The organism is Desulfoplanes sp. (assembly GCF_054921335.1).
Genome location: NZ_JBUDSQ010000074.1, coordinates 1 through 12,876 on the forward strand (window position 1 = coordinate 1; position 12,876 = coordinate 12,876).

The following is a 12,876-nucleotide window of genomic DNA, read 5'->3' on the forward strand; positions in this document are numbered from 1 at the left end:
GCCTGCACGGGTGCATATCGCAACGAAGACGAAGAATAACAACTAAAGTGCGCAGTGCACAGTACGCAGTGCGCAGGAAAACGGAAGAAGTGCGCAGTACACAGTACGCAGTGCGCAGGTTCCGGACTTGATTTGGGATGACGGCAAAAAAGATTTGATTGAAAATGACAATTTTATTAAGGACTTGACCTTCAAACAGAGTAACTAACGGTATGTACCTGAAACCCCAACTGTGCACTGCGCACTGAGTACTGCGTACTGAGCTTCGTACTGTGCACTGCCTGCTGTCTACTTTTGTGCACTGCGCACTTCTTCCCCATGACGCAATCCAACCACCCTGCCATCGAGGTCGACAATCTGACCAAATCCTTCGGAACCCTCCGGGCCGTGGACAATCTGTCCTTTTCCGTCATGCCCGGAGAGATCTTCGGGCTGGTCGGTCCGGATGGGGCGGGCAAGACCACCACCCTGCGCATGCTCGCGACCATCCTGAATCAGGATACGGGAACCGCCATGGTGGCCGGATTCGACACCCGTAAACAGTCCGACGCGGTCAAGGACCGGTTGGCCTACATGAGTCAGCGGTTCGGTCTGTATCCGGATTTGACCGTGCAGGAGAATATCGATTTCTACGCGGATCTCTACGGGGAACCCCGGCGGGGGCGGGAACAACGCATTCACGAGCTCCTTGATTTCAGCAATATGACCCGGTTCAAGAAACGGCAGGCCGGCAAGCTTTCCGGGGGGATGAAGCAGAAACTGCAGCTGGTCTGCGCTTTGATCCATACCCCGGAGGTTCTGCTTCTGGACGAACCCACCAACGGGGTCGATCCGGTGAGCCGCAGGGATTTCTGGCGCATTCTGTATCGGCTGCTGGCGGACCAGGTGGCCATTCTCGTATCCACCTCGTATCTGGACGAGGCGGAGCGGTGTTCGCGTCTCGGACTGCTTCACCATGGTTCCTTTATCGCCACGGGCAGTCCGGCCGAGGTGAGGGCGCTGCTGCCCGGACACGTTCTGGCAGTACGTTCCTCCCGGTCCCGGGCCATGCGGCCGCTCTTGAAGGAGATTCCCGGAATCTCCGGCGTGGAGGTCTTTGGGGACCGGGTTCATGCCGTGTGCAGGGATGTGCAGGACACCGAGACCAGGGTGCGTTCCCTGCTCGGCCACAACAAATTCCCCTTTGAAGAGATCGTCGAGGTCCGCCCCGGGCTTGAAGACGTCTTTGTGGAGCTGCTCAGAGAGGAGGGTTCTTCCGAAACTCCCCCAGACACCCAGGCTCCGGACCCTGTCACGCCGGACCGTGGTTCTGCAAACACCTCTTCCACCGGCCGTGATCCGGCCGTGACCGTGGACCATCTGACCAGACGGTTTGGTTCCTTCACCGCGGTCGACGACATCAGCTTCAGCGTTTCCCGGGGAGAGATTTTCGGTTTTCTCGGACCGAACGGGGCCGGTAAATCCACGACCATCAAGATGCTCTGTGGCCTGCTCGCTCCCAGTGCGGGTACGGGGCGTGTCCACGGGCTGGATATTTCCAGGGATCCGGAGAAAATCAAGACCCATATCGGGTACATGAGTCAGAAGTTTTCTCTGTATGACGATTTGACCGTGGTGGAGAACATCGATTTTTACGGGGGGATTTACGGACTGTCGAGCCGGCGTCTGGCCGAGCGCAGACAATGGGCCGTGCGCATGGCCGGTCTTGCCGGACGGGAGCATCGTCCCACCCTCACCCTGGCGGCGGGCTGGAAACAGCGTCTGGCCATGGCCTGCGCCGTACTGCACGAACCCCCCATCCTCTTTCTGGATGAACCCACCAGCGGGGTGGATCCCCTGTCCCGGCGCATGTTCTGGGATCTGATCACCTCCATGGCCGAGTCCGGCATGACGGTGTTCGTGACCACCCATTACATGGAAGAGGCCGAGTATTGTGACCGTTTGGCCCTTATCTATCAGGGAGCAATGGTTGCCCTGGGAACGCCTGCGGAACTCAAGACCAAACAGATGCATGACGTGCTTTTGAATCTGTCCTGCGAGAACCCCCAGGCCCTTGCTGATGATCTGGCCGATCTGAAAACCGTCCGCGACGTGGCCCTGTTCGGTGCAGGGTTGCATCTGGTCGTTGATGAGGAAAAGGGGGCCAAGGAGGAAATCCATGCCTTGATGACGCGTGGCGATCGTACCGAATATACCCTGGAACGGATCACTCCCTCCATGGAAGACGTGTTCGTTTCCCTGATCGAGGAGACAGACAGAAACCAGGAGCAGCAGTCATGATCCGTCTTTCCCGGTTGGCCGCTGTGGCCCGCAAGGAATTTCTGCACGTCATCCGGGATTGGCGGAGTCTGGTCATGGCCGTGGCCATTCCCCTGCTTCTTCTCCTTCTCTTCGGCTATGCCCTGAGCCTGGATCTGAAGAACGTGCCGACCATGGTTCTGGATCGTTCCCAGACTCCCCAGAGCCGCCAACTGGTGAGCCTGTTTCAGGGTTCGCCCTATTTTGAGATCCTCAGCCACACGGATGAGTACGCACCTATGCAGCACGGGCTGGACCGGGGAGACATCCTGGTCGGTCTGGTCATTCCCGATGATTTTGCCCGGGATCTCTTGGGCGGCCGGGACACGGAGATCCAGGTCCTGGTGGACGGGAGCGACGCCAATTCGGCCCGGCTGGCCATGAATTACGTGTCGGCCATCGGGGCCTCCTTCTCCCTGCAGGTCAAGGCCATGCGGATGCAGGCCCGGGGTGTTCCGGATACCGGCGCGTTCGTGGAGCTGCGGCCCCGAACCCTGTACAATCAGGACCTGCGCAGTCAGAACGGGATCGTTCCCGGGATCGTGGCCATCGTCATGGTGGTCATCGCCTCCATGCTCACCTCGGTGACCATTGCCCGGGAATGGGAAACCGGAACCATGGAGCAGCTTCTGGCCACGCCCATCCGGGTCCCCGAACTGCTCGTGGGCAAGGTCATCCCCTACTTCATCATCGGGATAGTCGATGTGGCCCTGTCCGTGGGCCTGGGGTATTTGCTTTTTGATGTTCCCTTGCGCGGTTCCACGGGCCTGGTTTTTGGATTGGCATCCATCTTTCTGACAGGCACCCTGTTTTATGGCTTGATGGTTTCCATTGCCACCAAATCCCAGGTGCTGGCGAACCAGATCGCCCTGCTTTCGAGCTTCATGCCCTCGATCATGCTTTCGGGATTCATGTTCGCCATCCAGGATATGCCCTCACTCATCCAGGCAGTGAGTTATATCCTTCCGGCCAGGTATCTCATCGCCATTTTGCGGGGGATCTATCTCAAGGGGATCGGGCTTGAAATTCTTTGGATCAACGCCCTGCTGCTGGCCGTGTATATGGTGATCATGATCGTGATGGCCCACAAGAAAATGCGTCTTTCCCTGGAGTGATCATGCGACGAATGAAGAACATGCTCGTCAAGGAATTTTTGCAGATGTTCAGGGATGTGCGCATGCGGATCATCATCGTGGTCCTGCCCTGCATGCAGATGCTCGTCTTTGCCTTTGCCCTGACAACGGACGTCACTCATATCGCCACGGCGGTTCTGGATGGGGATCAGACCCCCCTTTCCAGGCAATTGATCCAGGAGTTTACCTCCTCGGATCATTTTTCCGTTATCGCCCAGGTGGAACGTGGTCCGGAGATGATCCGGCTTTTCGACCAGGGAGACATCCGGGCCGGGATCCGTATCCTGCCCGGATATGCCAGGAAACTGCAGAAGGGTGGAACAGGGATGGTGCAGGTGCTCACGGACGGGTCGGATTCCAACACCGCCTCCGTGGTCACGGGATACGCCACCACAATCGTCACCCGATTCAACCAGAAACTGCAGGCCATGACGGGATCGGCAGGCGCGAACGGAATCATCGGTCTGGTTCCCCGGGCCTGGTACAATCCGAACATGGAAAGCCGGTTCTATTTCGTACCCGGACTCATTGCGGTCATGCTCTCGGTGTCCGGGATCGTGCTCACGAGCATCGCCATTGTCCGGGAAAAGGAAATCGGGACCATCGACCAGATCATGGTCACGCCCATCGGCAAACTGGAATTCATCCTGGGCAAGTCCCTGCCCTATCTGCTGGTGGGTTACCTGCTCATGACCATCATGTTCGGCATGGCCCGGGTCATCTTCCAGGTCCACATCGCGGGCAGCATTCCCCTGCTCTACCTGCTGACCGGCGTCTATCTGATCGCCACCATCGGGATCGCCCTGTTCATCAGCACCTCGGCCAAAACCCAGCAGCAGGCGCTTCTGACCGGGTTTTTCGTGCTCATGCCCCTGGTTCTCTTAAGCGGGTTCATGTATCCGGTGCGCAACATGCCCGAACCGGTCCAGTATCTGACCGTGATCAACCCCATGCGCTGGTATATGGACATCCTGCGCGGGGTGGTCCTCAAGGGCGTGGGGGTGAGCGAGCTCATCCGGCCCATCCTCTGGGAGATCTCCCTGGCCGTGGGTTTTGTGACTCTGGCCAGGATGCGTTTTTCCAAGACCCTGGGGTGATGGATCAATATGCCGGCGGGGGCGTTCCGAGCCGACCCAAACGGGATGGGCCGGCCAAGAGAACCAATCTGCCCTGATCCATCCCTTGTTCCGGAAGATTTTTTCGTGTATGTTCCATCAACCCGGCTCGTTCACGCAACCCAACCCAAGGAGTCAGCACATGAACACGAAAAACCGTTTTCTGAAGACAGTTTTTGTCACGACAATCACCATTCTTGCATTCAGCCCGTTTTTCATGGGGGCCCCGTCTGCCATGGATCAGGCCTCGATCGTCACCTCGTCGTGCAACAGATGTCACTCCCTAAAAAGGGTATGTGCCAAAGTCGGTACTGATCAGAAAAACTGGCAGTCCACCCTGGAAAGGATGCAGAACAAGGGATCGGGACTGAGTGATCAGGAAAACACAGCCCTTGTCGGCTTTCTGTCCAGCGGTTCAGCCAAGGATGTCGGTTTTTGTCAATAATACGTTCCTGAGCCGGTCAACCGTTTTTCAAGAGGACATGCTATCGTGGATCTGTTTCGCTACCGCCGTTTGGCGCTGGCAGTACTCGTTGCCCTGGTTGCCATTGTTGGTCTGGCTACAATGCATGTGGTAGTGGGATATTTTCCCTGGCAATCGGGTTCGTTTCCCGAGGATGTTTCCTGGAAAATGGTCAGCGCGGCCAGGATGCTGGGGGTGCTCGTCCCGCTTCTGATCATGGTTCAGGTGAGCCTTGTCGTCCGCATCCCTCTCTTCAACGACTTGTTCGGGCTTCCCGGACTGATCCGTGCTCACCGCATCCTGGCCGGGATCATCGTTGTCCTGGCACTTGGCCATTTTTTGCTGATCCTTGTTTCCGGTACCTCTCCGCTGAGTCCGACCTCCCTGGCCGACGTGCCCAGAATCATCGGGGCGCTCGCAGTTATTCTGGTTGTTTGTGGCCAGGGGGTCGCTTTTTTCAGAGAGTCTCTGGGCCTTCCCTACCACATCTGGTCCAGGCTCCATGGTCCGGTCATGATCCTGGCCACGGTCGTGATTTACGCGCATCTTTTCACGGTAGGCTATGCCTTTACGTCCTGGTCGGCGCGTTTGTTCATGATTGTGTTCATGGGAGGAACCTTTGGTGCGATCATCTGGGGCAAGCTCGTCCGACCGTTTCTGATCCGCAAACGCACCTGGACCATCCAGTCCGTCGCTCATCCTCATCCCGATGTCGTGGACCTGCACATCATCCCTGAAACCTCCCGCCCATGGTCATACCACGCCGGGCAATTCGCCTTCCTGACCTTTCTCACTCCAGGATTGTCGCGTGAGGCACACCCTTTCACCATTGCCTCGGCACCTTCCTCCACGGGGTGCTTGCGCTTTCTGATCAAACAATGTGGTGATTTTACGACTCGTCTGTCAAAGCTTCGCCCGGCCGATAGGGTTCTCGTGGATGGCCCCTTTGGGGGTTTCTCGCTTTTTTTCCAAAGCGAGAAAAGGTTTCCGCGTTCCCTGGTATTCATAGCCGGAGGAATAGGTATTACTCCCTTCCTGGCCATGCTTGAAGCCCTGTCCCGAGCAAAACATGCTCCGTCCATCCTTTTGGTGTGGAGTGTCCAAAAAAAAGAGGATCTTTTTCTGGCCGAGCAGATCTCGGGATTCAGACAGAGCATCCAGGGACTCGAGACCCATTATTTCGTGACCAGAGATCCCAGTTACCAGGGTAGCACCCAGCGGATGAACACCCGGAGTCTGCGGCCCCTGCTCGAAGAACGGACCGATTCCCGGGTTTTTGTGTGTGGCCCCCCCGGGATGAACAAATCGGTTCTTCGATCCCTCGCCGAACTGGGATTTGACAGGAAACAGGTCATTACCGAGAGGTTTTCCCTTTAGTGCCTTACTCACGAACGTCTCCCATAAAGGTGGAACCGATGGTCATTTCCATGAGCCCCTGGCGCAATTGTTTGACATTTTCCTGCAGGATTCCCACATAGAGACAGCCGATGACCCGGCCCTGGTTATCCATGATGGGCCGGTACTGGGTCAGATACCATGCGTTGACCACATACGCCGTCCCGTAATAGGTTGCACCCGATCGTACGGTCTGTGCCACGGGGCTGCTGCTGGGAATATAGGTTCCTATGGCGCGTTTGCCGTCGTTTTTCAAAATATTGGTGGCCACGCGCAACAGATCGCCCTGGGGATTCATGGTTTGGAAGACGGTACAGGTGGTCCCGGTCAGTGATTTGAGCTTGTCCACGATGGGCGTGGACTGTCCGGGTTCAGCGTTCTGCCCCAGCCACTCGGTTCCCAGGGCCATCTTGGGAAGGGAAACGTTCGTGCGGCTCTTGGTCACCTGGTTTGTGGCCTGCCCAGCCGTGCCTCGGTTGGCGTCCATAGTACCGAACCGTTTCATCCAACCACATGACGGCTAGTGCACTGGTAGCAGAAGGAACAGAACATATTCAATCCAATGTATACGTATCGCAACCTTAAGGAGACAACCATGCAATTCGTGGTCATCGGGCACGACGGCAGGGACGACAAGGCTCCGGATCGGCGGCTGGCCGCCAGGGAGGCCCATTTGGCAACCTTCAGGGAGAACCACGCCAGGGGCGTTTTTCTGTACGCCGTGGCCCTGCTTGATGATGGGGGGACAATGAACGGGTCGATCATTGTCTGCGATTTTGTCTCGGAAGAGGCGCTCAAAAAGGAGTGGCTGGACACGGAGCCCTATGTCCTGGGCAAGGTCTGGGAGACCGTGGAGATACGCAAGGGCATGGTTCCCCCGGTGCTTCTTGGGGAGTGAAATCTTGGCCGGGGGCGATTGGAATCCTTTGGGCCAGTTCCTTGCCCCCATGGACAGCGTGCCGGTTCAGTGGGGTTGATCGCACCTCGTATTTGTTGGGTCATTGCCATAGGCCCATGAGAAATTATGGTAGGATACTTAGATCAAGCAATCCGCTGGAGGTCAGACCATGTATAATACAACCATAGCCCTCAGGGCCTTTTCCTTTTTGCAGCCGGAATTTCGCAAGAAAGGGCTTGCCGCGGATGAAAACCATATCCCCCTGCGCCCGTGTGACACGGTGCGGTCGGTCCTCGGCCGTCTGGGGATCGATCCTGTCCTGGTCGAGGGAAGCTTCATCAACGGTTCGGTCCGCTCCCTGGATACCGTCCTCGAACCGGGAGACAGGGTCGCCCTGGTCCCCCCGGGTACGCCCGGGCCGTATCGTTTCATTCTGGGAATCAGCAACAAGAGGGATGCCTCGCGATAATCTGGTCGCAAGACTTCAGACCGGCGGGGTGTTCCAGCGTGTTCCTTTTGAGGGGGTGGGGCATATCGCGGATACGCGCGGCCTCGTTACCCCACGCTTTACCTTGCCGGTTTGTTGATTCCCAATAAAAACAATAGCTCGTTTGATTTTTTGCCGGATTTTTCTGCACTACCTTTATCTTTTTCTTGGGAGGAATCGATGGTTCCTCCTCCAAAAACGCTTGACTCCCTGTCCTCTGTTGGCTACCTGAGAATTTCATCCTCCACCAGAAAAGTGGGAATTCCATGATCGCCGGTTACGCTACCTTTTTTATGTTTTCCTTTTTTAGCGGCTTTTTTACAAAGTCCGCCGGGAGAGGATGCGTGTAGCGTAGCAGGAACATACCGTACATCCAAACCATGGGCGGACTCAATCGAGCGGATCCATGGTTTTTTTTATGCCTCAAGGGCTGTGGGTTCGTACCCGCGGCCCTTTTTTTGTGCGGTTTCCACGGTCTGGTAAAAATTTTCGCAAGGTGTAGGGTGATGCTGTGTAGCCTTTTTTGCTTCCTGGGGTTCGGTCAAGGGGGCACGGCGCGCCGTGCCCCTAAGGATTAACGGACAGAGAGACGAACACCATGTTGTGTTTCTCACAAGATTACCAACCATCTTTCAACCAAGGAGAGTGTCCCATGTCGCTTCGAACCCATTGCATCACGGCCGTGCTGCTGGCCCTGATTCTTGCGCCGAGTGTTCTTCTGGCCAAATCCGTGTACAAGATCGGGGGGATTTTTTCCTCCACGGGTCGGGCCTCGTTTCTGGGGGATCCCGAGAAAAAGACCATGGAGATGATGGTCGAGCAGATCAATGCCGCCGGTGGGATCGACGGGCATATGCTCGAGGCGGTCATCTACGATTCGGAAGGTGACCCGGCCAAGGCGGTCAGTGCCGTGAACAAGCTGATCCATAAAGACAGGGTCCTGGCCATCATCGGCCCCTCCACCACGCCCACGACCATGGCCGTTGTCAATTTTGTCCAGCGTGCCCGGGTGCCCCTGATCAGCTGCGCCGCCGGGGTCAAGATCACTTCCCCGGTCAAACCCTGGGTGTTCAAGACGGCCCAGAGCGATCTTCTGGCTGTGGCAGCGGTGTACAAGCATCTGCAGGCCAAGGGGATCAAGAAGATCGGCATCATCACCGTGTCCAATTCATTCGGCGAGAGCGGTACGCACCAGCTGGAGAATCAGGCCTCCGAATACGGGCTTACAATCGTCAGGGCCGAGAGCTTCGGGGCCAAGGATACCGACACCACGGCCCAGCTGACCAAGATCAAGTCGGCTGCGCCCCAGGCCATCATCTGCTGGGGGACCAATCCCGGTCCTGCGGTTGTGGCCAGGAACGTCAAACAGCTGAACATCGATATCCCCCTGTACCAGAGTCATGGGGTGGCCTCGCCCACGTTCATCGAACTGGCAGGACAGGCGGCCGAGGGCATTGTGCTGCCTACGGGCAAAATTCTTGTCATTGACCTTCTCGAGGACACCGATCCCCAGAAAAAGGTTCTCATGCAGTACCGCGACGAGTATGCCAAAGCCCATGACGCCCATGTCTCCGGGTTCGGCGGCTACGCCTTTGACGCAATGAATCTCCTGGCCCGGGCCCTCGAGGGGAGCGGCGGGGACAAGAACACGATCCGCGAGGCCCTGGAAAATATGCCCCCCTACATCGGAGCCACGGGCGAATTCAGATTCGCGGCCAAGGACCACAACGGGCTCTCTCCCGCGGCCTTTGTCATGGTCGAGATCGAGAACGGGACCTGGAAATTGATCCCGTAATCTTGTCAGGGTGCAGGTAGGGGCACGGCGCGCCGTGCCCCATTGTCGGATATTTCACCTTTCACACCGGATAGTCCATGCAGGAAATCATCCAGTATCTCTTTTCAGGCATCACCACCGGGGCCATCTATGCGGTCATCGCCGTGGGTATTTCCATGCTCTACAGTTCCACGGAGCTGATCAATTTTGCCCATGGGGAATTCGTCATGCTCGGGGCCATGTCTCTGGTCACCCTGTGGGTCAGGATGGGACTTCCTCTGCCCGTGGCCTTTGTGGGGGCGGTGGCTGTGGGGTGTATTGCCGGGCTGGTTTTCGAGCGGCTGGCCATCAGGACGGCGCGCAGTCCCCAGCCCATTGTGCTGGTCATCATCACGGTGGGGGCGTCCATCTTTCTGCGGGGAACCGGGATGATCGTCTGGGGCAAGGATCCGCACAGTGTCCCCCCGTTTTCCGGGAGCGGATCCATCGAGATCGCCGGGGCTTCCCTGCTTCCCCAGTCCCTGTGGATCGTCATGGCCGCCCTGGTGCTTGCCGGATCCATCCATCTCTTTTTCACCCGAAGTCTTACCGGTAAGGCCATGGTCGCATCGGCGGTCAACCGGAAAGCCGCCTGGCTGACCGGGATTCCCTCGGAAAAAATGGGGGTCCTGGCCTTTGCCCTGAGCACGGGCAGCGGGGCCCTGGCCGGAATCTGCATCGCCCCCATCACCATGAGCAGCTATGACATGGGCACCATCCTGGGACTCAAGGGATTCTGCGCCGCCATGATCGGCGGACTCGGGAGCCTCTGGGGGGCCTTTGCCGGGGGAATCCTGCTGGGCGTGCTCGAATCCCTGGGAGCCGGACTGATCTCGTCCGGGCTCAAGGACGCCATCGCCTTTATCATGCTCCTTCTGATCCTCTATCTGCGTCCCGGAGGTCTGTTTGCGGCCGGGGAAAGCAAACGGTTTTAAACCAAAATCGGCTGAAAAAATGAGTATAAGAGATGGCGTGGTACGAGAATTCTTTGATCACCAGTTCATCAAATTTTAGAGATTGCAGGATTTCAGAAATTTAAGAAATTGAAGATCCGCATATTCACAGCTTGTAATTTCTTAAATATCTAAAATTTCTTAAATTCATAGTTCTAATTTTGAGGATGCATGTGAATATTTACGAGTATAAATCGTTTCCACAGAAAACTACGAATTTCAAAATGTGTTTACTATGAACATCACACGCAACTGCATTGAATACACCCTGTTTCTGGGGGCGATCATCGGATGTTCGGTCCTGGTGGAAAACACCTATTACCTGCAGATCCTGACCTTTATCGGAATCAACACCCTCCTCGCCCTGGGGCTGAACATGCTCATGGGGTATGCGGGCCAGGTTTCCCTGGGGCACGCGGCCTTCTACGGGATCGGGGCCTACACCACGGCCGTTCTATCCGGAACCTACGGGCTTTCTCCCTGGCTGGCCCTGGTCTGCGCGGTGGCCTGTGCCGTGTTCATCGCCTTTGTGGTGGGCATGCCCACCCTGAAGCTGTCGGGCTATTATCTGGGCATGGGCACCCTGGGGTTCGGGATGATCGTGAATATCGCGCTCCGGGAATGGTCATCGGTCACGGGCGGGGCCTCGGGATTCGTGGGCATTCCCGTGCTCGAGGCAGGCCCGGTCTCCTTCATGATGGAGAGCAACTATTTTCTTCTCGTCTGGTCCATCGTGCTCGTGGCGGTCATCCTCTGTCGGCGCATTCTTTCCTCGCGCATGGGCAGGGGGCTTCGGGCCATCCATGACGGGGAAAACGCGGCCCGGGCCGTTGGAGTGAACACCCATGGGCTGAAGCTTCAGATCTTCATGTTCAGTGCGGCTCTGGGTGCTGTGGCCGGATTTCTGTATGCCCATTTCGTTCTGTTTATCAGCCCGGAATCGTTCGGGTTCATGGTTTCGGTAAAGATTGTGACCATGGTGGTCATCGGGGGCATGGCCAGCGTGTGGGGCGCGTTTCTGGGGGCCTCGCTGCTGACCCTGCTGCCCGAGGTTCTGCACGGATTTGCCGAGTACGAGATGATCGTGTTCGGCCTCATCCTCATGGTGGTCATGATCTTCATGCCCCAGGGGCTGACGCGGGGAATCCTGGATCTTTGTACGCGTTCGGGGAGGAAGTCATGACGGATCAGGCGGGTATGCACCACGATGCCGACAACGGCACGCGCCCCCCTTTGCTGGAGGTTCGGTCCCTGACCAAGACCTTCGGCGGGGTAACGGCCCAGGACGATATTTCCTTTTCCATCGATCCGTCCGAGGTCTGCGGGCTCATCGGGCCCAACGGTGCGGGCAAGACCACATTGTTCAACATGATCACCGGGATCTACAAGCCGGACAAAGGGGATGTGATCTTCCGGGGCAGATCCGTGCGTCATCTGGCCGTGCACGATCGTGTCCGGGCCGGAATAGCCCGGACCTTCCAGCATGTTGAGCTTTTCGGGAGCATGACTCTGCTGGAAAACATCCTTGTGGGCATGCATGTGCGCACCAAAAGCGGATTCTGGGGGGCGGTGAGCCGGCTGCCGTGGGTGCTGCGCGAGGAACGTGCGTCACGGGAAAAGGGCATGGCCCTGCTGGAATCCATCGGTCTGACAGAGTACGCGCACCGGTCGGCCGGGGATCTGCCCGTGGGTCGCCAGAAAATGGCCGAGATCGCCCGGGGGCTGGCGTCGGATCCGGCCCTGCTCCTTCTGGATGAACCCGCAGCAGGGCTCAATCCCGTGGAAACCGAGGAACTGGGAGCCGTGATCCGCACGGTCAAGGACCAGGGCGTGACCATGATGCTCGTGGAGCACGACATGGGTCTGGCCATGGCCGTGTCCGACAAGGTGATCGTCCTGGATCGGGGCCGCAAACTGGCCGAGGGCACTCCTCGGGAGGTTCAGGACAACGCGGATGTCCTGGAGGCCTATCTTGGGCGATAACAATCCTGTAAATATTTTGTTCGCGGCAAGGTGTTTTTGTTCGTTTTTTGCTGTCTGTCCTTCAAACCGTAGGGGCACCCCTTGCGGGTGCCCTTTGGCAGGATATTTTGGCGATGCCCCTTTTTTTGCCATTTTGTCGATCAAGGGCACCCGCAAGGGGTGCCCCTACGTGGGTTGTATCTATGGAGATCGGTCCATATCTTCGATGGTCAATCTTGCCGGGAAGGGCGGATATGGAATCCGCCCCTACGGGAATCCGGTGGGTATGATCCATTATGTAATCGTTGTGTATCCGTTTGAATTATTGGGAAATCAAACATGTTGCGAATAAAAAATCT

Annotated in this window: 12 protein-coding genes; 11 read left to right on the forward strand and 1 reads right to left on the reverse strand. The window is 57.2% G+C overall.

Going from position 1 to position 12,876, the window contains the following annotated elements; all coding sequences use genetic code 11:
- Window positions 1–318 precede the first annotated feature (318 nt).
- The 5 genes from ACY692_RS12330 to ACY692_RS12350 all read left to right on the forward strand — a co-directional run bounded on the left by ACY692_RS12330 (window position 319) and on the right by ACY692_RS12350 (window position 6,386).
- Window positions 319–2,280: an ATP-binding cassette domain-containing protein gene (locus tag ACY692_RS12330; protein ID WP_462325672.1), complete on the forward strand. Its 1,962-nt coding sequence runs from the start codon at window positions 319–321 to the stop codon at window positions 2,278–2,280.
- The gene (locus ACY692_RS12335; RefSeq protein ID WP_462325673.1) at window positions 2,277–3,413 is read left to right on the forward strand and encodes an ABC transporter permease; all 1,137 of its coding nucleotides are present in this window, start codon (window positions 2,277–2,279) and stop codon (window positions 3,411–3,413) included. Before ACY692_RS12330 ends, ACY692_RS12335 begins: the two co-directional genes overlap by 4 nt.
- Before the next feature lie 2 nt (window positions 3,414–3,415).
- Window positions 3,416–4,528: an ABC transporter permease gene (locus tag ACY692_RS12340; RefSeq protein ID WP_462325674.1), complete on the forward strand. Its 1,113-nt coding sequence runs from the start codon at window positions 3,416–3,418 to the stop codon at window positions 4,526–4,528.
- A 160-nt stretch (window positions 4,529–4,688) separates the two neighbouring features.
- Entirely contained in the window at window positions 4,689–4,991 is a 303-nt protein-coding gene (locus tag ACY692_RS12345; RefSeq protein WP_462325675.1) for a hypothetical protein, read from the forward strand.
- Window positions 4,992–5,036: 45 nt separating this feature from the next.
- Entirely contained in the window at window positions 5,037–6,386 is a 1,350-nt protein-coding gene (locus ACY692_RS12350) for a ferredoxin reductase family protein (protein ID WP_462325676.1), read from the forward strand.
- Between the two features lie 4 nt (window positions 6,387–6,390).
- Here the strand turns inward: ACY692_RS12350 and ACY692_RS12355 are convergent, their stop codons facing one another.
- Window positions 6,391–6,909 carry a Cache 3/Cache 2 fusion domain-containing protein gene (locus tag ACY692_RS12355; RefSeq protein WP_462325677.1) on the reverse strand — a complete coding sequence of 173 codons (519 nt, stop codon included), beginning with the start codon at window positions 6,907–6,909 and terminating at the stop codon, window positions 6,391–6,393.
- 90 nt (window positions 6,910–6,999) lie between these two features.
- Here ACY692_RS12355 and ACY692_RS12360 point away from each other — a divergent pair, with 90 nt between their 5' ends.
- The 6 genes from ACY692_RS12360 (at window position 7,000) to ACY692_RS12385 (ending at window position 12,538) form a co-directional block, all read left to right on the forward strand.
- On the forward strand, window positions 7,000–7,302 hold the full coding sequence (locus ACY692_RS12360) for a YciI family protein (RefSeq protein WP_462325678.1): 303 nt from the start codon (window positions 7,000–7,002) through the stop codon (window positions 7,300–7,302).
- A 169-nt stretch (window positions 7,303–7,471) separates the two neighbouring features.
- Entirely contained in the window at window positions 7,472–7,771 is a 300-nt protein-coding gene (locus ACY692_RS12365) for a MoaD/ThiS family protein (RefSeq protein WP_462325679.1), read from the forward strand.
- Between the two features lie 670 nt (window positions 7,772–8,441).
- The gene (locus tag ACY692_RS12370; RefSeq protein ID WP_462325680.1) at window positions 8,442–9,584 is read left to right on the forward strand and encodes an ABC transporter substrate-binding protein; all 1,143 of its coding nucleotides are present in this window, start codon (window positions 8,442–8,444) and stop codon (window positions 9,582–9,584) included.
- Between the two features lie 77 nt (window positions 9,585–9,661).
- Window positions 9,662–10,537, forward strand: a complete 876-nt coding sequence (locus ACY692_RS12375) for a branched-chain amino acid ABC transporter permease (RefSeq protein WP_462325681.1) — start codon at window positions 9,662–9,664, stop codon at window positions 10,535–10,537.
- A gap of 253 nt (window positions 10,538–10,790) precedes the next feature.
- The gene (locus ACY692_RS12380) at window positions 10,791–11,738 is read left to right on the forward strand and encodes a branched-chain amino acid ABC transporter permease (protein ID WP_462325682.1); all 948 of its coding nucleotides are present in this window, start codon (window positions 10,791–10,793) and stop codon (window positions 11,736–11,738) included.
- A complete protein-coding gene (locus ACY692_RS12385; RefSeq protein WP_462325683.1) occupies window positions 11,735–12,538 on the forward strand; it encodes an ABC transporter ATP-binding protein in 804 nt (267 codons plus the stop codon). Before ACY692_RS12380 ends, ACY692_RS12385 begins: the two co-directional genes overlap by 4 nt.
- Window positions 12,539–12,876 lie beyond the last annotated feature (338 nt).

Bases quoted from the DNA above. Each gene is read 5' to 3' on its own strand.
- ACY692_RS12330 (WP_462325672.1), top strand. From the start codon at position 319: ATGACGCAATCCAACCACCCTGCCATCGAGGTCGACAATCTGACCAAA.
- ACY692_RS12335 (WP_462325673.1), top strand. From the start codon at position 2,277: ATGATCCGTCTTTCCCGGTTGGCCGCTGTGGCCCGCAAGGAATTTCTG.
- ACY692_RS12340 (WP_462325674.1), top strand. From the start codon at position 3,416: ATGCGACGAATGAAGAACATGCTCGTCAAGGAATTTTTGCAGATGTTC.
- ACY692_RS12345 (WP_462325675.1), top strand. From the start codon at position 4,689: ATGAACACGAAAAACCGTTTTCTGAAGACAGTTTTTGTCACGACAATC.
- ACY692_RS12355 (WP_462325677.1), bottom strand. From the start codon at position 6,909: ATGAAACGGTTCGGTACTATGGACGCCAACCGAGGCACGGCTGGGCAG.
- ACY692_RS12360 (WP_462325678.1), top strand. From the start codon at position 7,000: ATGCAATTCGTGGTCATCGGGCACGACGGCAGGGACGACAAGGCTCCG.
- ACY692_RS12365 (WP_462325679.1), top strand. From the start codon at position 7,472: ATGTATAATACAACCATAGCCCTCAGGGCCTTTTCCTTTTTGCAGCCG.
- ACY692_RS12370 (WP_462325680.1), top strand. From the start codon at position 8,442: ATGTCGCTTCGAACCCATTGCATCACGGCCGTGCTGCTGGCCCTGATT.
- ACY692_RS12375 (WP_462325681.1), top strand. From the start codon at position 9,662: ATGCAGGAAATCATCCAGTATCTCTTTTCAGGCATCACCACCGGGGCC.
- ACY692_RS12380 (WP_462325682.1), top strand. From the start codon at position 10,791: ATGAACATCACACGCAACTGCATTGAATACACCCTGTTTCTGGGGGCG.
- ACY692_RS12385 (WP_462325683.1), top strand. From the start codon at position 11,735: ATGACGGATCAGGCGGGTATGCACCACGATGCCGACAACGGCACGCGC.